The organism is Bacillus sp. EB106-02-03-XG38 (assembly GCF_058792175.1).
This window is the reverse complement of the sequence record NZ_JBYTED010000001.1, coordinates 1,472,377-1,498,837: the sequence shown is the minus strand read 5'-3', so window position 1 is coordinate 1,498,837 and position 26,461 is coordinate 1,472,377. Positions and strand designations below refer to the sequence as shown.

Sequence of the window (26,461 nt, the reverse complement as noted above, 5' to 3'; positions counted from 1 at the left end):
AGATATTTCTATAATACAATAAAGAAAGATTCGATTATACGAGAAAGCGTTGGTGAAAGAATGGAGCAGCAAAGAAATGGGTTACAAGTAACTGTAGAAAGAAATAAAGATAATACGTTACAAATAAAGTGGGAAAATAATATAGAAGAAGTTCGCATTTATTGGAGTACTTCACCAGAGCATATTGAAGAAACTGGAGAATTACTTGCAACGGTAAATGGAGAATCATCATGTACAATTGAAAATCCGAGTGAAAATGAGCGTCCATATTTTAGACTAGTAGGAAGTAATGGACAAGCAGTGACAGTAGCTGAGCGTAGATTGCCATTACAAGGCGCGTTTAACTTCCGTGATATGGGAGGATATGAAACGACTGAAGGGCGTAAAGTAAAATGGGGCAAGTTGTACCGCTCTGAAGAATTAGCAGGACTAACAGAGTGGGATATCGACTATTTACAAAAGTCTGGCTTAAAGTTAATTTGTGACTACCGTACAGACTTTGAGGTAAAGCATAAGCCAAACCCAGAAATTACAGGCGCTCGTCAAGTGTGCTTACCAGTTATGCAAGACTTAGCAAAAGATTTAAATATAAACGAGTTTTTCCAAGTTGGTGACCTTTCTATGTTAGGGAAACCAGGCGAGTATCTTGTGAAAATGAATCAAGATTTCGTAAGTGGTAATGAAGCATTCGTGAGCTTCTTAAACTTAGCGCAAAACCCAGAAAACTTACCGTTAGTCAACCACTGTACAGCTGGAAAAGACCGTACTGGATTTGGATCGGCACTGTTATTACTTTTACTAGGTGTACCAGAAAAAACAGTAATGGAAGACTACTTACTAAGTAACGGTTTCCGTGAAAAGTTAAATGAAAAAATGATGGCCTTTTTAGGTGCAAAATTACAAAACGATGAAAGTAGAGCAATATTAGGTGCAATGTTTGAAGCGCGTGCTGAATATTTACAAGCTGCGATTGATGAATTGAAAAAGCAATATGGTTCAGTTGAAGCGTATGCTGAAAAAGCACTTGGCTTTACGAAAGAGTCGTTAGAGGAAATGAAAGAGTTATTGCTAGAGGATAAATAATGAGGGGGAGGCTGATTGGATTAGCCTCCTTTTCTCATTGTTGTTATAATTTTGTTTATGAGGATTGTTGTGCACCGGGGGATGAAAAGAAATTAAGAATCGGGGGATAAAATGATTCATACACGTGTAAAAGCAGAGGGGTTAAAAGGGAAGCTAGCAACAATACTAAGTCAAGATTATAAGGAACTGGCGGTTCAGAATTTAAAGGTGATTGGAACAGGAGTGCAAAATATTGTTTTTCGGGGAGATTCAGAAAAGGGAGCTTTAGCTTTTCGAGTGCCATGGGAGAGAGAAGTAGAAAATATAAATGAAGATTTATTTAATAGTCGGATTTCATTAGAAAAGGAAGCAGAGCTCTCTGAGTTTTGTCATTCAAAAGGTATTCCAGTGCCAAAGATACATGGATTGCATCTTTCTGCAGAACTTGATTTTTTAATTTCGGATTGTGTGTGTACTAATCATGTTCCAATTTCTGCGTACAAAATAGGCAAGTTAGTTAGTAAGCTTCATAGTATGCCAATTGAGGATTTACATTACGGACAAAACATTAGAGAGCCGATCAGTAAGTATATAGCAGAACGAATTGTGAAACGGGTAGAAGGGTTTCATACAATTACGAACTGTGGAATGAAACTTCCAGATACGAAAACAATTGAACATATTCTTAGTACAGCAGATCATGAAAAGTGTTTACTACATATGGATGTTCGACCTGCCAATTTGATTGGATATAATGGAGAGGTTAAAGCGATAGTTGATTGGGATAACGCTCTTATTGGTCACCCATTACTGGAGCTTATGAGAATAGCTGAAACAAATGAGGTTAGTTGGGATGAATTTAAAGATGGATATAAGAATGATAGTATCTTTAACGCTACTCCTCATATTGTTAGTTTATTTTATAGGTTAGATACAGCGGTCATGCTTGCAAACTTATTTATAGCACATTTGAAAATAGAGGATAAAGGTGTATTCTATAAAGAGCGGGTTAAAGCAATACATCACGAAATATATATAAGTTTATAAGCTATGGGAATGAATTTTTGAAATAGAATTGAGGAGAACATCATGAAATACAAAGTTATATTATTCGACGTAGATGATACATTACTAGATTTCCCTGAAACGGAAAGAAACGCATTACATAACGCGTTTGTACAGTTCGGGATGCCTACAGGGTATAATGATTATCTTGCAAGTTATAAAGAGATTAGTAATGGATTATGGAGAGATTTAGAAAATAAAATGATTACGCTAAGTGAATTAGCGGTAGATCGATTTAGACAATTATTTGCCCTTCATAATATAGAAGTAGATGCGCAGCAATTTAGTGATAGATACCTTGAAAACTTAGGAAAAGAAGTACACCTTATAGAAGGTGCAGTGCAATTATGTGAGAATCTACAAGATTGTAAGTTAGGTATTATTACGAATGGATATACGAAGGTGCAACAATCTAGAATCGGAAATTCACCTTTATGTAACTTCTTTGATCATATTATTATTTCAGAAGAGGTTGGTCATCAAAAACCAGCGGGAGAAATTTTTGATTATGCATTTGAAAAATTGGAGATTACTGATAAATCAAGTGTATTAATCGTTGGAGATTCTTTAACTTCTGATATGAAAGGCGGAGAAGATTTCGGCATTGATACGTGCTGGTATAATCCGAGTTTGAAAGAGAACATGACGAGTGTTAAGCCGACTTATGAAGTGGAGAACCTGCTACAAATTTTAGAAATTGTAGAAGTGGCGGAAGAAAAAGTAGCCTCATTTTAATCGTGTTGATATTTTTCGATAAGTCGATATTCTTTGTCGAATCGTCGATATAATTTGAGTTGCGTTCAATGTATATCGATGATCGGTGTAATAACTAGAGGTGAGTGAAAGATGTTAACGTTTTTATTTGAGTTAGACAAGAGTATTCCGCAAAAGGATGAGCCGCGGTATGCCGCTTATGCAAATGGCTTTATTGAAGGGGATGTAACAATTCTTGTCGGTGACAGCGTACTTTTCCAGAAGTCATGCATGAAGGTCGCAGAGCTCGGAATTTATTTAGGACAGTGGATGGAACAAGTGCAACATGGGCAGAACGAACAGTTAAATTATGAAACGAATGACCGTGAGGAAGTAATTCTCGGATTCTTTTGTGAAGAGGAAGATCAGTGGAGAGTGTCTTCTAGTTGGCAACAATTTGAACTGCAAGAGCGTATATCCACTACAGCATTAGTAGAGAGCGTTCAAAGTTATTTGAATGAACTAAATAAGGAACTGCGCGCGATAGAATATCCCGTGACGTTTGATCAGTATTTACGAGGAGAGCGAATGATGCAGCTTTCTTATAAACGTCTGTGTGATAGTAAAGCGGATACGACGTCGATAGAAGTTTACAATGAAAGCGAAAGAGTAGGCGCAGTACGGGGATATTATAAAAATACGTTGATGAAAGTGCTAGACTTTATTCCGAAAGTCGGTAGTAATATCATTTATGAAATAAAGGATAGTAAGGACAATATTCGCGTCATTGCAAAGGATGTAAGTAGGCAGCGTCAAAGAAGGATTTTAGTTACGTATATCGATCATCATGAAGCAGAACATGAAATACTTATATGTGACGGAAAGTTATTAGATGCAAATTTCTTATTTACCTTTACATATAAGACAGAAGAATATGTTGTTCATAAAACTACAATTGGGCTTGGAAAGTTATTACGAAACGGCTATGTAATCGCAGATTGGAATATTCGTCTTGAGGAAGATATGTATGATATTGAGATGAATGTATATGATGAGAATTATATAGAGGATCAATATTTATTGTTAGGCGTATTTCATGCTGTTTTGTATGGGTGATAAATGAGAAGTACCGGCATTCTTCATGGGAAGGATGCCGGTACTTTTATTTATCCTCAAAAATAAAAATCTCATCAATTGTACTATGAAGTGCCTTCGCTATATCGTGAGCGAGCTGTAAGGAAGGATTATATTTTCCTTTTTCGAGATGGCTAATTGTTTCACGGCGTACACCAACAGTTTTCGCTAAATCTTCTTGTGTCATGTTCAACTTGGCGCGGTATTCTTTTATTTTCGTTACGAACGCCATGGCGCATCTTCCATTTCATCAACAGGTTTATCATAAAAGAACATAGAGAAGCCGAACGTAAGAATGAGTGTGCCGAAAATAAGAGCGATATCAATCTCTTGTAGCGCCGGGTTTGGAAACAGTAATTCAATAAACAGAATGATAGCGGTAGTTAGTAATGTAACGATAAAGGCATTGCGGCACGATTTATTAACGATTTGTTCAAATAGTTCATCGTGTTGAACCGTTCTATACGTTGTGAAAAAAGAGAAGAAACAGAACATAGTAAACAATCCTTTGTCGTAAAAAAAGCCGAGGAATCCAAAGAAACCGAGAAATCCTAAATATTTAATCCAAGTTGTTTTCATAATAGGTCCTCCTTGCAATGTTAGAAATAATTCACGTTATGTTATAAATATATCACGTTCGGAAATCTATAGTAATAATAGTTTTCCAATTCTTTTCATAATAATAGTAAAAAGAGGAAATATACTGCGAAATAAAGAGGATAATATTGTAAAATGGTTGTAAGGAGGGGGAGGAAGGCATGCTAACTTGGATTATGATCGTTGTATTACTTGTAGTGATTACTGTAGTGGCGACGGTGTTAATTGGGCGAAATGGTGATGCGAATTATAGTAAAGCGACAAAGGGAAATATTAGAAGACTTACGATGATTTATATTATACTAGCTGTCGTTTTAATCGTTGGATTAGGTTTGTATATTTATTTTAAAGGTTAAAAAACTGAAAAAATATAAAAATCTAAAAATAGAAGTATGCTATAATATCAATATAGTTATTTGGTAATTAAGGAAAGGATTGGATGTAATGATTGAAATTACGAATGTGTCAAAAAGTTATAATGGGTCTACCTATGCAGTAAAAGATTTAAGTTTATCAGTGCCTAGCGGAGAAATCTTTGGATTTTTAGGACCGAATGGTGCGGGTAAATCAACGACAATTAAGATGATTACTGGTATTCATGGGGTGGACAAAGGGACGATTACGATTAACGGTATAGATATTATGAAAAATCCGATGGAAGCGAAAAAGACGTTTGGTTATGTTCCAGATAGCCCAGATATGTTTTTACGATTAAAGGGAATTGAATATTTAAACTTTATGGCAGATATGTATGAAGTGCCGAAAGAAGTACGACAAGAGCGAATTGAGTCTTTAGCGAAGAAATTTGATCTTTACAATGCGTTATCGGATCAAATTCAAAGTTATTCGCACGGTATGAGACAAAAAATCGTTATTATTGGTGTGCTCGTGCATGAGCCAGATATATGGATTTTAGATGAACCGTTAACGGGGCTTGATCCGAAATCCGCCTATATTTTAAAAGAAATGATGAGAGAACATGCGGATAAAGGAAAGATTGTATTCTTCTCGACACACGTATTAGAAGTAGCAGAAAAAATATGTGACCGCGTTGCAATTATTAATAAGGGGAATCTTCAGTTTAAAGGGAATTTAGATGAAATGAGAGATCATTTTAAATCCAATGAATCACTTGAAAAAATGTTCTTGGAGATGACGGGCAATGAGTAAAATTTGGACGTTAACGAAAGTATTATTAAAATTAAATTATGCAGATTTTATAACAGATAAGAAGAAGCGATGGGCGTATGTATTTTCATTTGCAGCCATTTTATTTGTCGGCTTTTTACTATTTGGTTCTATCACGCACGCAATGTATGAGGGAATGATACATTTAGGGCAAGATCCAGGAATGATTATCGCAATGGGACTTGCGATTGCGAGTATATGGGTATTTTTAATGAGTATAACGAACATTTTAACTGTATTTTACTATAGTAATGACATTGAAATGTTACTACCATTACCATTAAAACCAGCCCAGATTATTTCGGCAAAATTTTTAACAGTATTAATAACACAATACGTAATGAGTTCATTCATTTTATTACCAATCTTTATTACGTACGGATTAAAAAGTGGCGCATTTATTACATATTACATATACATGATTTTTATTTACTTACTCTTCCCGATTGTGCCGTTAGTACTAGCTTCGTTACTGATGACAGTTATTATGAGGTATACAAATATAGCAAAAAATAAAGACCGAGGAAATATATTTATTGGAATTGTAAGTATACTATTTATTGTAGGAATTAATGTATTTTTACAGTGGAAAAATAAAAGTTCGTTTTCTGAAGATGCAATTGCGGATTACCTTGCGAACAACCAATCTTCTCTTTTAGTACAAATGACAAACTATTTTCCAACTACATATTTCGGAGCAGTGGCATTAGTAGAAAATGCAAATTGGAAGGGTCCTTTATATGTAATCATCTTTGCACTTATTTCATTTGTATTCTTTGTGTTGTTTTATTACATTGCAGAGCGTACATATTTAAAAGGGGTTATTGGACTTTCAACGAGTACAGCAAAAAAAGAGGTCATTTCAGCCGAAGGATTACAGAAATCAACGGTACAAAGTTCACATTTAAAAGCGTATGTGAAAAAGGAATTTAAAACGTTATTCCGTACACCACAATTTTTCTTAAATTGTATCGTACAAACTTTCGTTATGCCGATTATGTTATTCTTTGTTTTATTCGTACAAGATGGAAATTTAGAGTGGATTACAGGGTATATTGATAACCCAAAATCTGCAGGCCTTGCAATTGGTGTTGGCCTTTGTGCATCGCTATTTTTAATGGGAAGTAACGTTATCGCGACAACATCATTTTCACGTGATGGAAGTTCATGGTTTGTGAATCGTTATTTACCTGTAAAAGCTTCGGATATCTTTTTTGCGAAAGCAATCACTGCTTGGTTAATTAATGTGATCATTTTAGCAGTATTCGGCATTACGATGGCAGTTGTAGCTGGGATTTCTCCTGTATTCATGTTACTGTGGTTTTTACTAAGTGCGAACGGGTTATTGTTAATTAATTTAATCGGTACACGCTGGGATGCACAAACTGCAGATATTCATTGGGATACAGAGCAGAAATTATTTAAGAGCCGATATACAACATTGTGGAATTTTTTAGCTAATATTTTTATAGCTTTAGTTATTGTTGCGGGAGTAGGTTTATTATACTTCTTCCTTCAAGTAGGACTGTGGGTTATGTTTATCGTTTTATTTGTAATGTTTACGATTGTAAATTATATCTTTATTAAAATTTTAAAATTAGGTGCAGAACGTATATTGTCAAATATTGAATAAATAGATAGATCCTCTGTATTCGTGCAGAGGATTTATCCATAGATGGAGGAGAAAAGGTGAAGAAAATAGCAATTGTAACAGGGGCAACTCGTCTGAATGGAATTGGTGCAGCTGTATGCAAGGTGCTTGCTCAAGAAGGGATAGACATTTTTTTCACGTACTGGTCTCAGTATGATAAAGCGATGCCGTGGGGAATGCATGACAAAGAGCCCTTTTTGTTGAAAGAGGAGATTGAAAGTTTAGGTGTTCGATGTGAAATGGCAGAAATCAATTTATCGCAGTCGTATTCGCCAAATCGTTTGTTTTATATGGTCTCAGAACGTTTAGGTGATCCATCTATTTTAATTAATAATGCAGCGTATGCTAATCATACGAGAATTGAAGAATTAAACGTAGAACAGTTAGATAAACATTATACAGTGAATGTTCGCGCTACTATGTTATTAAGTTCATTATTTATAAAACACTATGCACTGAAAACGAGTGGAAGTATTATTAATCTTACTTCAGGGCAGTCGTTAGGGCCAATGCCTGATGAACTAGCATACGTAGCGACGAAAGGAGCAATTGAAGCATTTACAAAATCAGTAGCACCAGTTGCGATGGAGAAGGGAATTACAGTGAATGCTGTAGATCCTGGACCGACGAACACAGGATGGATTACAGAGGAGCTGAAGCATCATTTAGTATGGAAGTTCCCGCAAAGTAAAGTAGGGGAACCGGCGGATGCAGCACGCTTAATTTCTTTTTTAGTAAGTGAAGAAGCAAAATGGATTACGGGTCAAGTTATTCATTCAAATGGTGGTTACTCATAAAAATATTATGTTAATAGAAGTTGAGAAACAAATAAATGAAAGAAAATTTTATTTTTTTGTTTAAATAAAATGTCAAGAAAGATAAAAATTTGATAGGAGAGTATATCGTCATATGAAGATAGTATTTCTTCATGTGACAATATACTCTTTTTCTTTTGCCAAAGAGAAGAAAAATGCAGTAGAAGAAACTCGAATATTCAAAATGGTTTATCGGTTTTTGTACGTATTATTATGAAGATTACTGTCGGAAAGATGGTAATTCGTATGAAAAGGGATTTTTTAAGGGGAAATCGAATCGTAAAGGGGAGGATAAATAAAGTAAACATAGGGGGATTTAAATGAAAATGAAAAAGGTCGCTATCGCATCGATAACAATTGGTACAATGCTTACTATGGCAGCTTGTAGTCCTTCAGCAGATAAAGAAACAGAAAAGAAAGAGCAAGTAACAGCGCAAAATGAAGGAGAATCAAAAACGACAAGTGCAGATGAAGCGTCAAAAACAACGAAAGATACTGAAAAAGAAACAAATACTTCTTCAAATGAAAAAACAGATAAAGATACAAAAAATACGAAAGAATCATCAGGGACAGAAAGTAACGGTAAAACATCATCTCAAAATGAGAATGTGAAAACAAAAGAAAAAGAAACGACAGGAAAAACGAATGATCAAACGACTAGTGGAAAAACGACAGATCAAAGTACAAGTACAAACGCAAACGCAAACGGAAAAACAACGAAAGATCCGAAGAAAAGCGTAGCCGTGAAAACAAATGTTAAAGAAGTTGCTGCATTAGTTGATAGCTTGGACAAGCAATTAGCTGCAAATCCGAAATTAGAAACAGTAAATAAACTTGGAAAACAAATTAATGAAAAGTGGGATGTGATTGAGAAAGAGCTAGAGGCATCACACCCAGCTGAATATAAAACAATTGGGCAAAGTATGTACCCGTTAATTGTAGGAGCGGAGAAAGAAAAGATAGATATTGCTAAAATGAAGTCATTAACGACGAAAACGAAAAAAGATTTAACTCAGTTATTAACGAAACTTTCGTAGTTTGACAAGCCTACTGTGTAAGTAGGCTTTTTTATGTTGAGAGTGTAATGAAAGTTTATGGGAATCCTAATGAAGAAAGGATAGTGATAAATATGACAATCGATCGAGTTTGTACAATTGGGCCAGCAAGTAATAATCAAGAAACGTTAGCACAGTTAATAAACAATGGTATGAAAATTGTGCGGCTAAATTTATCACATGGCACGCATGAAAGTCATAAAGATATCATTCATTTAGTCAAATCGTTAGATGATTCTATTAAAATTTTAGGCGATGTACAAGGTCCTAAAATAAGATTAGGTGAGATGAGCGGCGAACAAATTACACTTCAGGCGGGAGATTCATTTCTTTTACATACACAACCAGTTACAGGGAGCGATAGAGAAGCAAGTGTTGATTATGAAGGAATCGCGAATGATGTGAAAGTTGGCAGTAGAATTTTAATTAATGATGGCGAAGTTGAGTTAATCGTTGAGAAGATAAGTACGGACAAAATAGAAACAAATGTGAAAATAGGTGGTAATATCTCATCTCATAAAGGGGTGAACTTACCAGGGGCAATCGTTAGCTTACCAGCTATTACAGAGAAAGATAAAAAAGACATTCAGTTTCTGTTAGAAGAGGATGTTGATTTTATCGCATGTTCTTTCGTAAGAAAACCTAGTCATATAAAAGAAATACGAGATTATATACAACAGTACAAAGAAACGTCACCTAATATAATTGCTAAAATAGAAACGATGGAAGCAATCGAGAATTTTCAAGATATTTGTAAAGAAGTAGATGGAATTATGATTGCAAGGGGGGATTTAGGAGTAGAGTTACCGTATCAATTTATTCCGCTCTTGCAGAAAATGATGATTCAGGAATGTAATCGAACGAATACATATGTTATTACAGCGACACAAATGCTGCAATCTATGGTAGATCATTCTATTCCAACAAGGGCTGAGGTGACCGATGTGTTTCAAGCTGTACTGGACGGAACGAATGCCGTTATGCTTTCTGCTGAAAGTGCATCAGGCGAGCATCCGATTGAAAGTGTAAAAACATTACGTCTCGTTTCTGAATTCGCTGAGCATGTAAAAAAAGACGGGCCTTTTGTGATGAAAGATGTACTGGAATTGCTGCATAAGTCTTTGGATGAGTGATGAATAAAAAACAAGAGGCCGGATATGCATCCGTCCTCTTGTTTTTTATTCCTATTCTTCTTGCTCCTGCTCATCCAAAATTTTATCAAAAGCAGCAGATACTTTATCAAATTCTTCATCATTTTCAATGTATGAAAACTCATTATCTTCTTCTACTTTTAAAAAGAAAATATCAATGTCTTCCTCAGTTTCTGTTTGGATATCCTCCACAAAGGCAACAGCAATATATTCTGCACCTTCGACATCCATCGCTCCAAGCACTTCTACTTCTTGCTCTTCGTTATTTTCATCACTAAGAGTAAATACTTCGCCAACTTCAATATCAGACATATTCATTCTCCTCCTGTCCAACTCTAATAAAAAGAGTGTTTAAACTGCATACATACTAATATAGTTTTCCATGAAAAATCAATTTCATACATAAGAAAAATCAAATGCTACTTCTTTAGTATGGGTGTATAGCAATAAGGAGGATTATTTTTTGCGTGCTATATTACTAAATCCATTCAACAATTGTATCCATAGTCTGTCTTGTTTTATCACGCTTTGGCTCTTCTTTACGATAACCAAAAGCAACCATAACAGACACTTCAAGATTATCGTCTTTTATAATGCCTTCTTGACGAAGTAAAGAATCTACTTTCTCTTTATCAAATCCTTCTATTGGACAAGAATCAATGCCAATTTGAGCTGCACTCGTCATCATATTTCCTAAAGCAATATAAGATTGTTTAGATGACCAATCAAATACAGCACGATCGGAGTGTAATAAGTTAAAATCTGTTTCCTGGAACTTTTTGAAGAATTCATATCTGATTTTTTGAGTGTCTTCAGGTAATCCAATAATATCGTTCATCATATATTTAATATACTCTGCATCATAATGCATATCTTTAATATTTCTTGAAAGAACAATAACAAAGTGACTAGCTGTTGCAAGTTGCCCACCAGCGCCCCATGAATACGGTTGTAGCTTTTCTCTTAATTCTTTATTTTGTACGACAATAAATTTCCATGGTTCATAACCAAAAGAAGAAGGAGATAATCTGCCTGTTTCTAAAATGAATTTAAAATCCTCTTCTGAAATTTTGTGCATAGGATCGAACTCTTTACATGCATGTCTGAAATGGAAAGCCTCCATAATTTTTTCTTTTGTAATTTGTTTTGTATTTGTCATAAAAGTACCTCTTTTCATTAATTTATTTTTGTAAGTAAATTATATTTTTAAAGTAACATAGATACAAGTACGCACATTTATGTGTTATAGTATCAAAAAAGATACTATTGGTAAGGGAAGGGATTTATGATGGATTGTTCGAATGAAAATAATATAAATTACCCATTTCTAAATAAATATTCTTGTCCAGTTGAAGCAATGGTTGAGGTTATTGGTGGGAAATGGAAAGGGGTTATTTTGTATCATTTATTAGATGGTACAAAGAGGTTTAATGAATTAAAAAGATTAAAACCTAATATCACACAACGAATGTTAACACTGCAGCTGAGAGAACTTGAAGCAGACGGCATCATACATCGTGAAGTGTACCGTGAAGTTCCTCCGAAAGTAGAATATTCGTTAACTGAGCTTGGTGAATCACTACGTCCAATGATTTTATTAATGATGGAATGGGCAACTCATAATATGGAGAAAGTTTTGGAGAGTAGAAATACAAAAAATAATAGTTAAGAGTTGTAGAAATAAAAGGTGTTTTCCATATGTGAAGCCACCTTTTATTTCTATATTTTTTACTTTTTAACTTCAACCGCTGAAATTGCAAAGTCATTCAAGTTTACAGTTTTACCATACCAATCAGAGTGTTTGAAGACGATACCTTTACCATATCCTTCAGTTGAAGTACGATCCCATAGCGTTGTTGAATAGCTAGCAGTAGGGGATGCTGTACTTACAGAAGAAATTCTATTTTGCCAATTAGGAGGCAAATTTTTAAAACCGCTACTAAGAGAAAAATACTCGCCACCATTATTTGCATGTTCATAGAAATCTGTATTATTAGGTCCGCTCCCTCCTACACCAAGGGGATTGATTGTATGATTCAACCTTTGTTTATCTTTTTCAATAAAAGAATCTAAACTTTTTTTGCTCGAAAATCCATAAGATAACCAGTCTCCATTTTGATTTTGTTTCGGTAAAACTACAGTTATTTTTATGTCTTCCTTAGATAGAGCACCCAATTTGTTAAACGAATCTACAGTCTTTTCATCTACAGTTACATATTCAAAAGAGGTAATCGAATACTCTTTTTCGGTACTAGCTGATACTGAACCCATTCCGCCAGTTAATGCTGAAATGGCTACAGCTGCACCTACTATCAATTTTTTAAGCATGCATTCATCTCCTTTAAACTTAGATTTTTTGTGTAACTAAAATGTATGTTAATTCATCTTAATTGTAAATATTTAGAATTTTATAAAAATAAAACAGAATATTCTTTTATTAATTTGAAGTAAGGAATACAAATTTAAATAAAAAAGATTTACTTAAAAAGTAAATCTTTTTTGGGGGTTAGCAATAAGTTTAGTTTGTAAGATTGATTTTGTAATTTGCTAACCTAATTCAAAACTCTACTGATTAAAGTTTTATTTTATTCAGCTATGAATCATATACTTTTTTTGCATTTGTAGAAGCAGCATCTAATAAAAGGAAAACGGCTGCTATAAAATGTAGAACCAGTTCTATATAAGGAAAGAAGGCAAATAGGGTAACGATAATACCGATAGAATGAGGATACGTATTCATGCCTTCTTTTTTAGCCAATAAAATAGTAGTGATATGTAAAACAATCAATAGGAGTAAAGGTATCCCATAAAGGTTAACACGACTTAGAAATAAAAAACAAAAAGGAATCAATAAAAGATGATAGATCCCTGTGATCCACTTTAGTGCTTGTATGTAGGTTTTCAAAGTTAATCCTCCTAAAACAATTAATATCTATATATTACCAAAATTAATAGGTGATTGGATATTAAATATTTGTGGTTTTTAGTAGAATATAATTATTTTATGTAAACTAATTGTTTCGTTATCTTTAAAATAGAAAAACCACCCAAGCGAAGGTGGTTCGTATTATAAATACCTACTTAAAGAAGAAAGGGAGACTTTCACCTCACTACTTTCCTTCATATTCCGCAGCACAACAGTGTCTGTACTAAGTTCTTCTTCCCCAATAATGAGCACATAAGGGATATTCTCTTTATTCGCGTAATTAAGGGCACGTTTTAATTTACGTCCTGCTAGTTCGAGTTCGACTTTTAAGGAAGTGGTAGAACGTAATTGCTGGGCAATTTGTAAGCATTGTAACTCTGTCCCGAGTGGGATTATAAATACATCTGCTGTAGATGATATTGTTTCTTTCTGCGATAGTGCTGTATAAATAACGTCTAAACCGAATGAAATACCGACTGTTGGATAGTTCATATTATCACCACGGAATGCTCCAATAATATTATCATATCGACCACCGCTACCGATGCTGGATGTAATCGATCCATCTTTTAAAAAGATTTCATACACGGTACCTGTGTACATTGTAAGTCCTCGTGCTAAAAATGGATTGAATATAGCATTTTCATTTATTCCAAGCGCAATTAAATATTGCTGTAATTGTTGTAATTCGTTTACTCCTTCGGCAACGAGTGGAGTATTGAAAACGTCTTTAAAGTCAGCAATTGAAAGCTTTAAACAAGATAAAACGGTATTACATATCGTATTAGCCATTTCTTCAGAAATTCCGCGCTCTAATACATCTTTTCGTACACCATCAATCCCAATCTTTTCGATTTTATCTAATGATAAAATGACGTCACTCGTTCGTTCAGTAGGAATGTTTATGGACTCGAGAATACCGTTTAACAATTTTCGGTTATTATATTGGATCGTTACTTCTAAGTTTAACGTTCGGAACAGTTCAAACGCCATACTCATAAGTTCCGCTTCTGCCATAACTGATTCTACACCGACTATATCCACGTCACATTGAATGAACTCACGAAATCTTCCTTGTTTAATTGGCCCATCTCGAAATACTTTCCCAATTTCATAACGTTTAAAAGGAAGGCGGATGTTTGGATTCATTGCCACGACTTTTGCGAATGGAATTGTTAAATCGTATCGTAAGGCAAGGTCGCGTTTTCCTTGATCTTGAAGCCTATATATTTCTTTTAAAATTTCATCACCGCCGCCGTACTTGTAAGACATAAGTTCATACATATTTAACGTTGGTGTTTCTAACGGCTTACATCCGTATCGCTCAAACGTATCTTCACAGGCCCTTTTAATTTTATTTCGCAGTACTTGTTCCTCTGGTAAATAGTCTTTCGTTCCTTTTACATTTTTCATTTCCATTGTAATCACTCCTTTTTAAATTAAAAAAAGCTATGCAGGTATAAAAATACCCACATAGCTTTATGAACGCTTCGTGGGTCAACAGGAAAAGCCCTGTACCCACGAAGAGAAATTTTTCTTCGGATACACGGCGTTACGTATGATGATGAAGTTGGAAAGAAGTATTAACATTTCGCATGACAAATCTCTCCTTAACATAAGTTTTTCCAAATTATATCAGATGATTTTTGAATTATCAATATTTTTAGTTTTGAAATATACGTGAAGTTATGTAGGAGAAAGAGAAATGGGTGTATAATAAAACTTAATAATATGAAATAACCTTTTAAGGAGACCGTTATGAAAAAAGATAAAACAAATGCGATGCGAATATTAGATAAAGAAAAGATCGAATATTCGATGATGTCATATGATCCAGACGATGGAAAAATTGATGGCGTATCAGTAGCCGAGAAAATTGGACGAGAAGTGAGAGAAGTATATAAAACGTTAATCGCTCAAGGGAATAGTAAAAATTATCATGTGTTTATCATTCCAGTAGATGAGGAACTGAACTTGAAAGCTGCCGCAAAAGCGGTTAGTGAAAAGAAGATTGAAATGATTCCTGTAAAAGATATTACGAAAGTGTCAGGATATATTCGCGGTGGTTGTTCACCAGTAGGGATGAAGAAGTTATTTTCTACATGTATTGATGCGACTGCTCAATCGCTTGAAACAATCATTGTAAGTGGCGGGAAAATTGGTATACAAATTGAGCTGAAAGTGGATGACTTAGCGAAAGTGACGAGAGCGCAGTTTGGTGAGATAACGAAATAATGATACATAGGGAAAGAAGTGCTAATTTTATTAAGTTTAAATACAGATTTTAGGATGATTAGTCCGTTAAAGGGCAGCTTATCGTGGCCACCGACCAACTAAGTGGTTGCTTACGCTCAATTATTGAAAGGAAAGTTTTATCCTTTCGCGAATTCATTATACATGCCGAAATTCGCAAAAAAATCGCGGTAGAGCATTGGAAAGAGCAGTTTAATTTTCTATAACCCCATAGAGAGGTGATTACGCATGAATCAAAGACCGTCTGAAGAGGAATATGCCGTCAACCTCGGAGAATATATTAGGTTGGTACCGGAAGGCAATATCATCGACATTTTGCTTGCTCAGGAAAAGCAAATGACCGAGCTGCTGGCATCGTTGACCGAAAGCGATGGCGCGTATCGGTATGCGGAAGGGAAATGGACGCTGAAAGAAGTCGTGGGCCACATTGCAGACGGAGAACGCGTCATGGCCTACCGCCTACTCCGTTTCGCAAGAGGGGATCAGACGCCTTTGTCCGGTTTCGACCAGGAATTGTTTATGCCTCCTTTCGGAAACTGGACGACCGCGCAATTGGCCGAAGACTACCGGGCCGTACGGCAATCGACGATCACACTGCTGCGCGGGTTACCAGCGGAGGCGTGGTCTCGCAAAGGCACAGCGAACAACGCAAGTATTACGGTGCGCGCCCTCGCGTACGGAATTGCAGGACACGAGATTCATCACATGGGGGTCATCCGACATCGGTATTTGAGTTAGTTGTCCGGAAAATCGGGACGGAAGCTGTACGGAAAACGCGGCATCCGTCCCGTTCATAGACTGATGTGAAGAGGGGACAAGATGGGTTAAAAAAAGCAGCAGCGATTGGTTGCAGACTGGATTTTGTCTAAAAATGAAAAGCAAAAAATAATCTCAAACAAAGGGTTTCGTCAACCAAATGACATAAAACCCACGTTAAGATATTTTTGGGAAGTGAAAGACTTGATTTTTGTACGCTAAGGATTGTAACTAAATTGAGCGTTTTTGTTACAACATTGATTTCAAGAAGCGTTAACCTGTATTTAGCCAATCTTGCTGTAACAAAATACCACATCAAAAATAATTCGTAACATTATTTTCAACACCCCTTTTTGTTACACTATAAACCTTGATATAAAAGGATTTATTTTCCTTAGCGTGGGTTTTATGTTAGTACGTTGGCGGTACCCCTAATCGATAATTTTGTAAATAAGCTGTTCACTGGATTCTCATAGAAAACGGTGTTGAGCTAAAATTTTTGATTTTGCAGCACTTCAAAATCTTAGCTAGATGGCTATGTATAGGTACCCCACAATAAAAAGGCAGGAACATATCAAATATGTTCCTGCCTTTGATTTTAGAGAGAAGTTTCCTAACAGTTGATTTTGTTAACGAAAGTCGACTTCAAATCTATATTTCGTGTAAAAAAAAGAACATATAATAAAAGTATGAGGTGATGATGTGAAGGAGATAAACATTCATAAAATTATTGCGGATAAGAGAAAAGAAAAGGGAATTACACAGGAAGAGTTAGCGGCGTATATCGGTATTACGAAGGCATCTGTTTCCAAATGGGAGACTGGGCAGAGTTATCCGGATATTACATTTTTACCACTATTGGCATCGTATTTTAACGTAAGTATAGATGAACTAATCTGTTATACACCACAAATGGAGCAGGAAGATATTAAAAATTTATATCATAGACTAGCGGAAGCTTTTAGTGAAGAACCGTTTGATGAAGTAATGAAGGAGTGTAGAGAAATAATTAAAAAATATTATTCTTGTTTTCCATTATTACTTCAAATGGGACTACTTTTTATTAACCACCATATGTTAACAGAGGATATGGATAAAAGAATTGAAATTTTAGAAGAAGCAATGTCTTTCTTTAGCAGGGTGCAGGAAGAAAGTGATGATATTTCTCTTGTGAAAGAGGCGGTAACGTTTCAAGCAACTTGCTATCTTATACTCAATAGACCAAATGAGGTGCTTCAATTACTTGGCGAAACGATACGTCCTAGCGTTCCAGAAGAAGACTTAATCGCACAAGCGTATCAAATGCTTGGAAGTACTGAGAAGGCGAATGAAATGATGCAGATTAGTATGTACCAACATTTAATACAACTCGTTTCAACAATACCGAATTATGTAGTAGTAAATGCTTCAAACGCTGAAAAGGTAGAGTTAATTTTAAATAGAGCTTTCATGTTAATAGATATATATGAAATAGAAACATTACATCCAAATATGACTTTAAAAGTATACTATGCTGCTGCACAAGTATATTGTATGCAAGCGAATTTTGAAAGAGCGTTAGAAATGTTGCAGAAATACGTAACAGTTTGTGCAGCTAGTTTCACAGTAAATAGTCTGCATTTACACGGCGATTCCTATTTTGATGCGATTGATGAATGGTTTGCAGGATTTCCACTCGGTGCTAAAACGGTTAGAAATGAAGAGATTATAAAGCGGAGCATGTTACAAAGTATTGCAGAGAATCCAGTTTTCGCTCCGATGAAAGATGTAAGAGAGTACAAAAATATAATAGCGAGTTTGAAGTTTAAATTGGATATAAAAGAATAGAGGGGTGAAAAAATGATGGCCTTTGATGAATATGAAGTAGCGATAAATAGTGAATTTACTTTGCGTGGTACACTTACTAAACCGAAAGCTGAAGGGAAGCATACTGCAGTTGTTATTATCGCTGGATCTGGAGAGATTGATCGTGATGGAATGATTGTACCGTTAAAGCTTGCGTCGAATATTTACAAAGATTTAGCGCATGTAATGGCGAGACTTGGAGTAGTGACGCTCCGCTTTGATAAGCGTGGAGTAGGAAAGAGTGAAGGGGAATTTCTGAAGACTGGAATGTGGGATTTAGTTAGTGATATAGAGGCTACGATTACGTATGTAAAAGAACAACCATTTGTTGATTCGGAAAATATCATTTTAGCTGGGCATAGTGAAGGGTGTATGTTAGCAACTGTAGTAAACGCAAGAACGCCAGTTAATGGACTCATACTTCTTACAGGAGCTGCGGAATCGTTAGAAGAGGCTACGAAAAGACAAAGAGAGATTGCTTATAAAGAATTAAAAGAACAAAAAGGAATAAAGGGAAAACTAATGCGCCTTCTCAATGTGGAGAAACGTGGAGAGAAGCAGATGGAAAAAATAAAAGAGAAAATGATGAACACAGAAAAAGATACGATTAAAGTTGGTTTTAAACCGATGAACGCAAAATGGTTTAGAGAACATTTCCGGCATGATATTTATAAAGATTTACAACAAGTAACATGTCCAGTGCTAGCAATCGCTGGTGATAAAGACATTCAGGCTGATCCTGAAAAAGCGAAGCGAATTGGTCATTATGTGAAAGGTGATTCAGAAGTACATGTAGTAAAAAATATGGATCATAGTTTAAAAAGTTTTGAAGGAGAATTTAAAGTATTAGAGCTCCGAAAGAACTATAAAGAAGGGACGGGAAAGCCAATTCATCCGATGCTGGAAGAAATAATTGTGAAGTGGATAGAGGCGCATTGTATCTCGTAATACGAGGGGAATAAGACTTCCAGCTCGATATAAGGCGGAAGTAAGAAAGCTTAATTGTTTGTAAAAGCTCGGTTGTTGTAGGTGTATTTAGTTTAGTTTTCAGAATATAAGTTTTTGGCGGTATTTTTCGCTTAGAAATGGATAAAAAAATTAATTTCCCATTTAAAAACGAACATTAAAAATAATTTTAATAAAAATGTTCACATTTAGATTGCGTGCACACTAAAAGTTTGATATATTACCAATATAATAATTTTACACATCATCACTCGTATATACTCGGTAATATGGTCCGAGCGTTTCTACCTAGTTCCCAATGAAAGAACTGGACTACGGGTTAAAGTACTCGGCCGTACTATGTAATGTACGCTACCGATTTATAATTTTGCATGTGCTTAATTAACTTTGACTACCGTAGTTCTAGAAAGTAGAGATTCTTCTACAATTTCTAGAACTTTTTTGTTTGGACCAAAAGCATCGAGTATAGAAAACAACAAGAGAAAGAGGAGATTATTTATGAAGAACAATATGTTGAAAAAGTGTGCGGCGCTAGTAACTACTACTGTATTGTCATTCTCAATACTTGCAGGGTGTAATGCGAGTCCAAAACAAGTAGTCGAGGCAAAAAGTAATCAACAACCTATTATAATTCAAGGGCCAATGCCGATAGAGGCTGAGAAGTTTGCAAAAAGGTTAAAAAATGTGAAAGAAGAAAAGTCTGGCACTTTTACATTTTATAAAGGCACTGTCGACAATTATCCTGTAATCGTTGCGAAAACAGGTAAAGGAATGGAAAATACAGCAGCCGCTACAGCAGTGGCTATTGAAAAATATAAGCCTATAGCGATTATTAACCAAGGAACATCAGGTGGACATGATCCTAATTTACATGTATTTGATATTGTTTTAGGAAAAAAAGTCGCGAATATAGGTTCATTAAAAACAACAAATATGGATGAGAATCAAGGGATTGAACCGACAAAATGGATTTCAATGGACTTAATGGCTTCTGAAGGAAGTGCAGGAGAAGATCCAAATGCTGAGAAAATCCGATACTACGAGGGAGATAAGGATTTACTTGCAGCAGCTAATGCGGTAAAGGATAAATATACAAAAGGTAAAGTGGTTGAAGGGACTATAGGTTCAGCAGATCTTTGGAATAATGAAGTGGATAGAATTAAGTGGTTCCATACAAAATACGGTACATCTGTAGAGGAAATGGAAGGTGCTGCAGCAGCGCAAATTGCAAAAGCTTATGACGTACCATTTTTAGGGATTCGAGTATTATCTAACAATAAAACTAACGGCGGAAAATACAATCCAAATACAGCGGCGGCAAATCAAGAATATGTATATGAAGTAGTTAAAAAGTACATAGATTCGATACCAAATAAATAGTAGTAGTTCTGTCTCAAGATAAAAATGTTATCATTGCTGCACAAAGTGTTGTGAACTCAGAATTGACACAGTTTCTTTCATTAAAATAGATTGGTGCCTTACATGGTATCCAATCTATTTTTGTACTTATTCTTCAGAGGAAGAAGGGTTTTACACAAAAAATAAAGACAGTTATAGAAAAAGGAAAAGTCGAACAATCATCTTAATTTTTATTCAAAATGTTTTTTGAACGATTTATCCCACTTTAATGGGCAGTAAGACCCCCACCTCAAAATTCAGCGAAAGGAAAGAATTTAGATGGGGGATCAACTGCCCATAAAAGTCCGATTGGTTCAACTAATAATCAGTGGGGGATGAAGAAAACCCCCACTGATTAAAGTTTCACTTTATCAAATATGCATAATTGCATAAAAAAATTGAATTTTATAAGTTAACATTAAACTACTTTTAAATAGTAAAGAATATTTTAATAACCTTTACTAGAGAAGGATATTCCTTGAGAAGTAGATAAACCAAAAGTGTGGAAATAATACAGACTCAATAGAGTTTTGTATTAAATAAAGAGAAAAGGATGGGTATGGCTTTCTAAAAGTTTTTTGGGGGGGAGAAAGCACTTATTAGTTAATAGCTTCAAATTATATTTTAAAGGGGAAATGGGTATATGAAGTTTCGAAATACAAAACTTGCTATGGTTACACTATCTTCATTTTTTATTTTAGGTACTGCATCTCTATCATTCACAGATATCATACACGGTGAAGTAGCTTCTGCACCACCACAAGAGATGACTGTAAAAAGCTATGACGATACATATTATAATAATGCAATAGGAAAAACGGGTTTAGAATTAAAGAAGGAACTTCATAATATTATTGATGATCATACAAAATTATCATATAGTGCGGTTTGGGAAGCACTAAGAGATACGGATGAAGATCCAAATAATAAAAACAATGTAATACTCTTATATACTGGGCGTTCGCAAGGGAAACTTACGAATGGTTCAGGAGTTGATAATTGGAACCGAGAGCATGTTTGGGCAAAATCTCACGGTGATTTTGGAACGACTGCAGGACCTGGAACAGATTTGCATCATTTAAGAGCGACGGATGTATCTGTAAATAGTTCACGTGGAAATCTGGATTTTGATAATGGTGGTGTGAATCATTCGGAAGCGACAGAATGTAAGTACGATAGTGATTCTTGGGAACCTCGTGATAGTGTAAAAGGAGATATCGCTAGAATGCTATTTTACATGGCTGTTCGTTATGAAGGAGACAATGGCGAAATAGACTTAGAATTAAATGAAAAGGTGAATAATAATAAAGATCCATACATGGGGAAACTATCCGTTTTACTAAAATGGAATGAACAAGACCCGGTAGATGATTTAGAGCGAAAGCGTAATGAAGTGATTTTTACGAAATATCAACATAATCGTAATCCTTTTATTGATCATCCGGAATGGGTAAATAAAATTTGGAACTAAAATACATAAAGTTATTTTACTTTGAGAGAAGGGATTGATCAATATGATCAATCCCTGTTTATATCTATACTAGAATAAGTAATTTTTATAGGATTGGAGAATAGAAATTTTATCAAGTTAAATATAAAATGAGTTTTTTAATACGGTCCCCACTCAATATTTACACCAACAATAAGAAAAATAAGTCCAATGATAAACCAAATGAATGCAAGTGGAGCCATAAATCGGATCCATTTTCCGTAAGAAATGCCGCTCGCTGCGAGGACACCCATTAAAACACCGGAAGTTGGGTTGAGGCAGTTCACTACACCTTCTCCAAGCATAACAGCTTGTACTGTAACTTGGCGTGTAATGTGCATGAAATCAGCTAATGGAGCTAATATCGGGATGAAAATAACAGATTCACCTGTCCCGGATGAAATGAGGAAATGTAATGCGGCGCTACTTACATACATACCGAGAACGCCAAATACAGGGCTATGTCCTTCGAGAGACTGTGCGAGCTGATTCACAATTGTATCAAGTAATTTACCTTGTTCTAGAATAACTGAAATACAACGAGCCATTCCGACGATCAAAGCACCGTATATGAGATTTTGGCAGCCTGCTAGAAAAGTAGAAGCGATATCGTTTGCTTTCATGCCACCTATTATTCCCGCTGTAATTGCGATGAAAATAAAAGTAGCGGTCATTTCGGCGTCTGTCCAATGTAGACGAAAAGCACCTATTAAAAATACAATTAATGATAAAGTCGAAACGACTAAAATTAATTTATGACGTATTGTCCAAGGAACTTCTGTTTTCTCTATTTTTTTCTCACTTGAAAGAGCATTACTTGGAAACCAGTTATCTCCGAGTATGCTTCCTTTATTCGATTTTTTTAAACGTTTTACATACCAATTAATATATAAAATGGTGGCAATTAAAAAAGAGATATAGATTGCCGTACGTAAACCAATCCCTGAAAACATCGGAAGTTCTGCGATTTTTTGTGAAATGCCTAAAGGTGAGGGAGATAATATAGTAGCATTAAAACCAGCATAGGTGCCTAAGTAAATAATTGCTACACCGACGATAGCGTCCCATTTTAATGTGCGTGCAACGATGATGCCGATGGGGATAAAGCCGATAACTGAGTTAACGATAATGCCAGTCGTTCCGAGAATAGAAAAGAGTGCGGCGACAATACAAATGAAAAGTAATTGCTGATTACGAAATTTATTAATAACATGATAGATTAACCCGTCAAGAGCACCTGTTTTTTCAAGAATGGCAATAGCCCCGCCCGTAAATAAAATTAAAAAGATGATCGGAGCAGCAAGCGTCATCCCTTTTTCAATAGCTGTAAAAAAAGAAACAAACCCTACCGGCGATTGTGGAACAGAATGATAACTTCCTGGTATTGTCGTTGTAACAGTCCCGTTAGTAACTCTTTTAAACTCTCCAGCAGGAACGAAATATGTAGCAATGGCACAAAGTAATGCAATAAAAAATAATAGTACGTACGCGTCAGGCATTTTAAACTTTCGTTTACTCGGCTGCTTTTTTACTTCGGTATGTAATTGCATAAAAAACCTCCTTTTTCACTTGGTTAATTTTTAATATTCTGAAATTTATCTGTGAAATAGATTATAATAAAGGTAGCTTCCTAAGGCAATAGTTTTTCTATCCTCTTCCCGCAATACAAATTCTTGCAACATTAGACAGGGAAACGAAAAGAATCAAAGAATATGTTATATAGAAAGAATAAGGAAAAGAGGGAGAAAGATGTGGAAAACTACGGATTTATGTGATGGGTTTGAAAAGGATTTACAAATATGTCGCCAGTCTTTTCGGTCTTTTGGGAAGAAAGAACAATTTCACGGGAAAATTGCAACGGTAAAAGTGAAGGATGATAACGTACTAGTGAAGGAAGGATTGCAAACACTACCAGAAGGAACGGTGTTAGTTGTTGATGGCGGAGCGTCTACGAATTGTGCGTTACTGGGCGATAATTTGGCAGCTATTGCGGAGGAAAGAAAGCTGGCAGGGATTATTGTGAATGGATATGTTCGTGATTCTAGTGAACTAAAGAATATTAATATTGGTATTTTAGCGTTAGGAACGATGCCGAATAGAAGTGTAAAAGAAGGAAAAGGAGAGCGGAATATTTCGTTGCAATTTGGACAAGTAGAATGGAAGCCGAATGAATATGTATATGCGGATGAAGATGGCGTCATTATTAGTGAAAAGCGATTACATCGTTAAAGGCTAGTATGTTACTATTCTTAGAAAATAAATCCGATAAAGCATGGACAAAATTCTTTGTCAATAGTAAAATAATACAGAAATTTATAATTAACAGAATGTATAGGTTTATCGTTTTACGATAACTGAAATGGAAGTAAGTAGTGCCTAGAAAAGTGAATGTTATCACAATGATACGTTCATAAACAAAATTATTTTTCCTATACAAATATAGCCGCGAATGATGCGGGTCGGAGGTGTTGCGCAGTTTGTTCGACACTTACAAAAAAAGAGTGTCAATTGCACGCCCTTGAAGGGCCTTTTTTTGTGTAAATAGTAGTAAGGGAGGAAATTTTGGGATGGCAATGTTGAAAAAATGGCTGCTTACGTCGTTAATGGCAGTTACACTCGTATTTGTTTCTTTTGCGAATACAGTACATATTACGTTTGCTGAAGGAAATACAGCAAAACTTGCAATTATTGGGGAATCACAAAAGGGCATTATGTTATGTCCAAAAGAAGAGCAAATTAAAGATGGGGAAACAGCTTTAAGTTTGCTGCAAAAGGTCATGGGGGACAAAGTAGAATCTGAAACGATGTCGTTTGGAACATATGTAAAAGGCATCGACGGTTTAATGGCCGGGGCTACAAGTGGTTGGACGTACGATGTAAATGATACATCTGCACAAGTTGGGGCAGATAGTTATAAATTAGAGTCTGGTGATGTTGTTGTTTTCCGCTTTGTTTCAGATTGGAGCAATATGAGCCAGGAAACATTACAGCAAACATTAGATAAATTTGGTACTTGTAAAACTGTAGAAGAACCAAAGACAGATGATCCAAAACAAGAAAAACCAGAAGAACCAAAAACGGATGATCCAAAACAAGAAAAACCAGAAGAACCAAAAACGGATGATCCGAAACAAGAAAAACCAGAAGAACCAAAAACGGATGATCTGAAACAAGAAAAACCAGAAGAACCAAAAACAGATGATCCAAAACAAGAAAAACCAGAACAACCAAAGCAAGAGAACATTCAAGTTCCAGCAGCGCAAGTAAATGACGCAATCGATAAGACATCTGAAAAGATGTTACAAGATGGAATTGAAAGTGATTGGGTAGCTTTAGGTCTTTCTCGTTCTGGAAAGAATGTTCCAATTGAGGCGAAATTAAATTATGTTAAGTCAGTAAATGAAAAAGTAGAAAAGCGCATTAACCGTTTTTCAGCGACAGATTTAGCTAGAACGATTATTATGATGAATGCAATGCAAGCAGACCCTACAAAGGTTGGCGAACATAATTTAGTTCAAAAATTGTACGAATCAGATAAAGTGAATTCTGTTACAGGTTATACATTTGCTTTACTTGCATTTGATACGAAGAAATATGAAGTGCCAGTGAATTCAAAATGGAATCGAGTTGCTTTAGTAGATGCGCTATTAAACGCACAACATACGGATGGCGGCTGGACTTACGATAGCGCAAGCAGTAAGGACAGTGCTAGTAGTGTTGATGTAACAGGTATGGTTTTATCAGCATTAGCTCCTTATCAAGATCGACCAGATGTGAAGCCGGCTGTAGAAAAAGCTGTTGCCTATTTATATAAAGAACAGTTACAAAATGGTGGTTTTTCTGCTGATGGACAAGAAAATTCTAATAGTGTTGCGCAAGCAATTATTGGATTATCACTTGTGAAAGATGTAGATCAAAATCGTCTACATAAGGCAGTGCAAAATCTACTGTCATATCAACTTCCAAATGGCGAATTCAAATGGTTACCAAGTGATCAAAACGGTAGCGGCATGGCTACAGAACAAGCATTTTTAGCTTTACTTCAGTTTAAAGATCTTGGAAAATCGATTTATGACTGGTCAAATGTATCTGTTCCTGAAATCGATATGAAACCAAATGTGGATTCAGAAAATGTTGTAGTAGAAAAAGAAGTTACTGAACAACCACAAGAACAAAAACAAGTACAACAAGAAATGAAAGATGACACTTTAAAAGTTGTTGTCGATAACGAACCGGTTAAAAGCAAAAAATCCGGAAATGGTAGCGTACTACCAAAAACAGGAGCATCTTCTCATAGTGCAGCTACAGAAGTAGGTATGGGTGTATTATGTATCGCTTCTGCATATGTATTATGGAGACGTAAAGCAGCTTAACAAAAATTAGGAGCAAATATTTGCTCCTAATTTTTAATATGAAA

At 35.4% G+C, this 26,461-nt stretch carries 27 protein-coding genes and 1 riboswitch; of the genes, 19 read left to right on the top strand and 8 right to left on the bottom strand.

The window, feature by feature from the left end:
- Nucleotides 1-60: 60 nt before the first annotated feature.
- From AC3WTI_RS07580 to AC3WTI_RS07565, 4 genes are all read left to right on the top strand, one after another.
- Nucleotides 61-1,083 (top strand): tyrosine-protein phosphatase, encoded by a 1,023-nt coding sequence (locus AC3WTI_RS07580; RefSeq protein WP_087958941.1) that lies wholly within the window; start codon nt 61-63, stop codon nt 1,081-1,083.
- Nucleotides 1,084-1,194: 111 nt separating this feature from the next.
- Entirely contained in the window at nt 1,195-2,109 is a 915-nt protein-coding gene (locus AC3WTI_RS07575; RefSeq protein WP_087958942.1) for a phosphotransferase family protein, read from the top strand.
- 42 nt (nt 2,110-2,151) lie between these two features.
- Entirely contained in the window at nt 2,152-2,862 is a 711-nt protein-coding gene (locus tag AC3WTI_RS07570; RefSeq protein WP_087958943.1) for a YjjG family noncanonical pyrimidine nucleotidase, read from the top strand.
- Between the two features lie 111 nt (nt 2,863-2,973).
- Nucleotides 2,974-3,936, top strand: coding sequence for a tubby C-terminal domain-like protein (locus AC3WTI_RS07565; protein ID WP_097841782.1), 963 nt, complete (start codon nt 2,974-2,976; stop codon nt 3,934-3,936).
- Between the two features lie 46 nt (nt 3,937-3,982).
- Here the strand turns inward: AC3WTI_RS07565 and AC3WTI_RS07560 are convergent, their stop codons facing one another.
- Both AC3WTI_RS07560 and AC3WTI_RS07555 read right to left on the bottom strand, forming a co-directional pair.
- Complete coding sequence (locus AC3WTI_RS07560) at nt 3,983-4,186, bottom strand: helix-turn-helix transcriptional regulator (RefSeq protein ID WP_087958945.1); 204 nt, start codon at nt 4,184-4,186, stop codon at nt 3,983-3,985.
- Nucleotides 4,174-4,533 (bottom strand): DUF3796 domain-containing protein, encoded by a 360-nt coding sequence (locus AC3WTI_RS07555; RefSeq protein WP_087958946.1) that lies wholly within the window; start codon nt 4,531-4,533, stop codon nt 4,174-4,176. The genes AC3WTI_RS07560 and AC3WTI_RS07555 overlap by 13 nt, the downstream gene beginning before the upstream one ends.
- Before the next feature lie 179 nt (nt 4,534-4,712).
- Here AC3WTI_RS07555 and AC3WTI_RS07550 point away from each other — a divergent pair, with 179 nt between their 5' ends.
- The 6 genes from AC3WTI_RS07550 (at nt 4,713) to AC3WTI_RS07525 (ending at nt 10,393) form a co-directional block, all read left to right on the top strand.
- On the top strand, nt 4,713-4,907 hold the full coding sequence (locus AC3WTI_RS07550) for a hypothetical protein (RefSeq protein WP_000958869.1): 195 nt from the start codon (nt 4,713-4,715) through the stop codon (nt 4,905-4,907).
- Between the two features lie 88 nt (nt 4,908-4,995).
- Entirely contained in the window at nt 4,996-5,721 is a 726-nt protein-coding gene (locus AC3WTI_RS07545; RefSeq protein ID WP_001968993.1) for an ABC transporter ATP-binding protein, read from the top strand.
- Complete coding sequence (locus tag AC3WTI_RS07540; protein ID WP_087958947.1) at nt 5,714-7,372, top strand: putative ABC transporter permease subunit; 1,659 nt, start codon at nt 5,714-5,716, stop codon at nt 7,370-7,372. The genes AC3WTI_RS07545 and AC3WTI_RS07540 overlap by 8 nt, the downstream gene beginning before the upstream one ends.
- A 56-nt stretch (nt 7,373-7,428) precedes the next feature.
- Nucleotides 7,429-8,187, top strand: a complete 759-nt coding sequence (locus AC3WTI_RS07535) for an SDR family oxidoreductase (RefSeq protein ID WP_087958948.1) — start codon at nt 7,429-7,431, stop codon at nt 8,185-8,187.
- 338 nt (nt 8,188-8,525) lie between these two features.
- Nucleotides 8,526-9,242: a hypothetical protein gene (locus tag AC3WTI_RS07530; protein WP_087958950.1), complete on the top strand. Its 717-nt coding sequence runs from the start codon at nt 8,526-8,528 to the stop codon at nt 9,240-9,242.
- A gap of 92 nt (nt 9,243-9,334) precedes the next feature.
- Nucleotides 9,335-10,393, top strand: coding sequence for a pyruvate kinase (locus AC3WTI_RS07525; protein WP_087958951.1), 1,059 nt, complete (start codon nt 9,335-9,337; stop codon nt 10,391-10,393).
- Between the two features lie 51 nt (nt 10,394-10,444).
- On the opposite strand, the gene AC3WTI_RS07520 is transcribed toward AC3WTI_RS07525, so the two are convergent.
- A complete protein-coding gene (locus tag AC3WTI_RS07520; RefSeq protein ID WP_142286783.1) occupies nt 10,445-10,729 on the bottom strand; it encodes a DUF1292 domain-containing protein in 285 nt (94 codons plus the stop codon).
- A gap of 160 nt (nt 10,730-10,889) precedes the next feature.
- The gene (locus tag AC3WTI_RS07515; protein WP_087958953.1) at nt 10,890-11,570 is read right to left on the bottom strand and encodes an NAD(P)H-dependent oxidoreductase; all 681 of its coding nucleotides are present in this window, start codon (nt 11,568-11,570) and stop codon (nt 10,890-10,892) included.
- A 129-nt stretch (nt 11,571-11,699) separates the two neighbouring features.
- Here AC3WTI_RS07515 and AC3WTI_RS07510 point away from each other — a divergent pair, with 129 nt between their 5' ends.
- Nucleotides 11,700-12,080, top strand: coding sequence for a winged helix-turn-helix transcriptional regulator (locus tag AC3WTI_RS07510; protein ID WP_000340656.1), 381 nt, complete (start codon nt 11,700-11,702; stop codon nt 12,078-12,080).
- A 59-nt stretch (nt 12,081-12,139) separates the two neighbouring features.
- On the opposite strand, the gene AC3WTI_RS07505 is transcribed toward AC3WTI_RS07510, so the two are convergent.
- From AC3WTI_RS07505 to AC3WTI_RS07495, 3 genes are all read right to left on the bottom strand, one after another.
- Nucleotides 12,140-12,739 carry a hypothetical protein gene (locus tag AC3WTI_RS07505; protein ID WP_097841780.1) on the bottom strand — a complete coding sequence of 200 codons (600 nt, stop codon included), beginning with the start codon at nt 12,737-12,739 and terminating at the stop codon, nt 12,140-12,142.
- 265 nt (nt 12,740-13,004) lie between these two features.
- On the bottom strand, nt 13,005-13,316 hold the full coding sequence (locus AC3WTI_RS07500) for a hypothetical protein (protein WP_087958955.1): 312 nt from the start codon (nt 13,314-13,316) through the stop codon (nt 13,005-13,007).
- Between the two features lie 162 nt (nt 13,317-13,478).
- Complete coding sequence (locus tag AC3WTI_RS07495; RefSeq protein WP_087958956.1) at nt 13,479-14,756, bottom strand: histidine--tRNA ligase; 1,278 nt, start codon at nt 14,754-14,756, stop codon at nt 13,479-13,481.
- A 339-nt stretch (nt 14,757-15,095) separates the two neighbouring features.
- On the opposite strand from AC3WTI_RS07495, the gene ybaK reads away from it, so the two are divergent.
- The 6 genes from ybaK (at nt 15,096) to AC3WTI_RS07465 (ending at nt 22,026) form a co-directional block, all read left to right on the top strand.
- Nucleotides 15,096-15,572, top strand: a complete 477-nt coding sequence (gene ybaK, locus AC3WTI_RS07490) for a Cys-tRNA(Pro) deacylase (protein ID WP_064475857.1) — start codon at nt 15,096-15,098, stop codon at nt 15,570-15,572.
- A gap of 246 nt (nt 15,573-15,818) precedes the next feature.
- Complete coding sequence (locus tag AC3WTI_RS07485) at nt 15,819-16,328, top strand: DinB family protein (RefSeq protein ID WP_087958957.1); 510 nt, start codon at nt 15,819-15,821, stop codon at nt 16,326-16,328.
- A 720-nt stretch (nt 16,329-17,048) separates the two neighbouring features.
- Nucleotides 17,049-18,173, top strand: a complete 1,125-nt coding sequence (locus AC3WTI_RS07480) for a helix-turn-helix domain-containing protein (RefSeq protein WP_097841779.1) — start codon at nt 17,049-17,051, stop codon at nt 18,171-18,173.
- 12 nt (nt 18,174-18,185) lie between these two features.
- Nucleotides 18,186-19,139, top strand: a complete 954-nt coding sequence (locus tag AC3WTI_RS07475) for an alpha/beta hydrolase (RefSeq protein WP_142286784.1) — start codon at nt 18,186-18,188, stop codon at nt 19,137-19,139.
- Nucleotides 19,140-19,388: 249 nt separating this feature from the next.
- A riboswitch (purine riboswitch) is annotated at nt 19,389-19,492 on the top strand.
- A gap of 163 nt (nt 19,493-19,655) precedes the next feature.
- A complete protein-coding gene (locus tag AC3WTI_RS07470) occupies nt 19,656-20,537 on the top strand; it encodes a 5'-methylthioadenosine/S-adenosylhomocysteine nucleosidase (protein WP_087958959.1) in 882 nt (293 codons plus the stop codon).
- 661 nt (nt 20,538-21,198) lie between these two features.
- Entirely contained in the window at nt 21,199-22,026 is an 828-nt protein-coding gene (locus tag AC3WTI_RS07465) for an endonuclease I family protein (protein WP_097841778.1), read from the top strand.
- Between the two features lie 137 nt (nt 22,027-22,163).
- Here the strand turns inward: AC3WTI_RS07465 and AC3WTI_RS07460 are convergent, their stop codons facing one another.
- Nucleotides 22,164-23,594, bottom strand: coding sequence for a YfcC family protein (locus AC3WTI_RS07460; RefSeq protein ID WP_097841777.1), 1,431 nt, complete (start codon nt 23,592-23,594; stop codon nt 22,164-22,166).
- 199 nt (nt 23,595-23,793) lie between these two features.
- On the opposite strand from AC3WTI_RS07460, the gene rraA reads away from it, so the two are divergent.
- Together rraA and AC3WTI_RS07450 are read left to right on the top strand one after the other, a co-directional pair.
- Nucleotides 23,794-24,273, top strand: a complete 480-nt coding sequence (gene rraA, locus AC3WTI_RS07455) for a ribonuclease E activity regulator RraA (protein ID WP_087958962.1) — start codon at nt 23,794-23,796, stop codon at nt 24,271-24,273.
- Nucleotides 24,274-24,611: 338 nt separating this feature from the next.
- A complete protein-coding gene (locus AC3WTI_RS07450) occupies nt 24,612-26,417 on the top strand; it encodes a DUF4430 domain-containing protein (RefSeq protein WP_097841776.1) in 1,806 nt (601 codons plus the stop codon).
- Nucleotides 26,418-26,461: the final 44 nt, after the last annotated feature.

Coding starts and splice junctions, on each gene's coding strand:
- AC3WTI_RS07540 (WP_087958947.1), top strand. CDS start 5,714: ATGAGTAAAATTTGGACGTTAACGAAAGTATTATTAAAATTAAATTAT.
- AC3WTI_RS07505 (WP_097841780.1), bottom strand. CDS start 12,739: ATGCTTAAAAAATTGATAGTAGGTGCAGCTGTAGCCATTTCAGCATTA.
- AC3WTI_RS07470 (WP_087958959.1), top strand. CDS start 19,656: ATGAAGAACAATATGTTGAAAAAGTGTGCGGCGCTAGTAACTACTACT.
- AC3WTI_RS07575 (WP_087958942.1), top strand. CDS start 1,195: ATGATTCATACACGTGTAAAAGCAGAGGGGTTAAAAGGGAAGCTAGCA.
- ybaK (WP_064475857.1), top strand. CDS start 15,096: ATGAAAAAAGATAAAACAAATGCGATGCGAATATTAGATAAAGAAAAG.
- AC3WTI_RS07510 (WP_000340656.1), top strand. CDS start 11,700: ATGGATTGTTCGAATGAAAATAATATAAATTACCCATTTCTAAATAAA.
- AC3WTI_RS07495 (WP_087958956.1), bottom strand. CDS start 14,756: ATGGAAATGAAAAATGTAAAAGGAACGAAAGACTATTTACCAGAGGAA.
- AC3WTI_RS07580 (WP_087958941.1), top strand. CDS start 61: ATGGAGCAGCAAAGAAATGGGTTACAAGTAACTGTAGAAAGAAATAAA.
- AC3WTI_RS07530 (WP_087958950.1), top strand. CDS start 8,526: ATGAAAATGAAAAAGGTCGCTATCGCATCGATAACAATTGGTACAATG.
- AC3WTI_RS07560 (WP_087958945.1), bottom strand. CDS start 4,186: ATGGCGTTCGTAACGAAAATAAAAGAATACCGCGCCAAGTTGAACATG.
- AC3WTI_RS07525 (WP_087958951.1), top strand. CDS start 9,335: ATGACAATCGATCGAGTTTGTACAATTGGGCCAGCAAGTAATAATCAA.
- rraA (WP_087958962.1), top strand. CDS start 23,794: ATGTGGAAAACTACGGATTTATGTGATGGGTTTGAAAAGGATTTACAA.
- AC3WTI_RS07450 (WP_097841776.1), top strand. CDS start 24,612: ATGGCAATGTTGAAAAAATGGCTGCTTACGTCGTTAATGGCAGTTACA.
- AC3WTI_RS07485 (WP_087958957.1), top strand. CDS start 15,819: ATGAATCAAAGACCGTCTGAAGAGGAATATGCCGTCAACCTCGGAGAA.
- AC3WTI_RS07570 (WP_087958943.1), top strand. CDS start 2,152: ATGAAATACAAAGTTATATTATTCGACGTAGATGATACATTACTAGAT.
- AC3WTI_RS07460 (WP_097841777.1), bottom strand. CDS start 23,594: ATGCAATTACATACCGAAGTAAAAAAGCAGCCGAGTAAACGAAAGTTT.
- AC3WTI_RS07565 (WP_097841782.1), top strand. CDS start 2,974: ATGTTAACGTTTTTATTTGAGTTAGACAAGAGTATTCCGCAAAAGGAT.
- AC3WTI_RS07545 (WP_001968993.1), top strand. CDS start 4,996: ATGATTGAAATTACGAATGTGTCAAAAAGTTATAATGGGTCTACCTAT.
- AC3WTI_RS07515 (WP_087958953.1), bottom strand. CDS start 11,570: ATGACAAATACAAAACAAATTACAAAAGAAAAAATTATGGAGGCTTTC.
- AC3WTI_RS07550 (WP_000958869.1), top strand. CDS start 4,713: ATGCTAACTTGGATTATGATCGTTGTATTACTTGTAGTGATTACTGTA.
- AC3WTI_RS07520 (WP_142286783.1), bottom strand. CDS start 10,729: ATGAATATGTCTGATATTGAAGTTGGCGAAGTATTTACTCTTAGTGAT.
- AC3WTI_RS07475 (WP_142286784.1), top strand. CDS start 18,186: ATGATGGCCTTTGATGAATATGAAGTAGCGATAAATAGTGAATTTACT.
- AC3WTI_RS07555 (WP_087958946.1), bottom strand. CDS start 4,533: ATGAAAACAACTTGGATTAAATATTTAGGATTTCTCGGTTTCTTTGGA.
- AC3WTI_RS07465 (WP_097841778.1), top strand. CDS start 21,199: ATGAAGTTTCGAAATACAAAACTTGCTATGGTTACACTATCTTCATTT.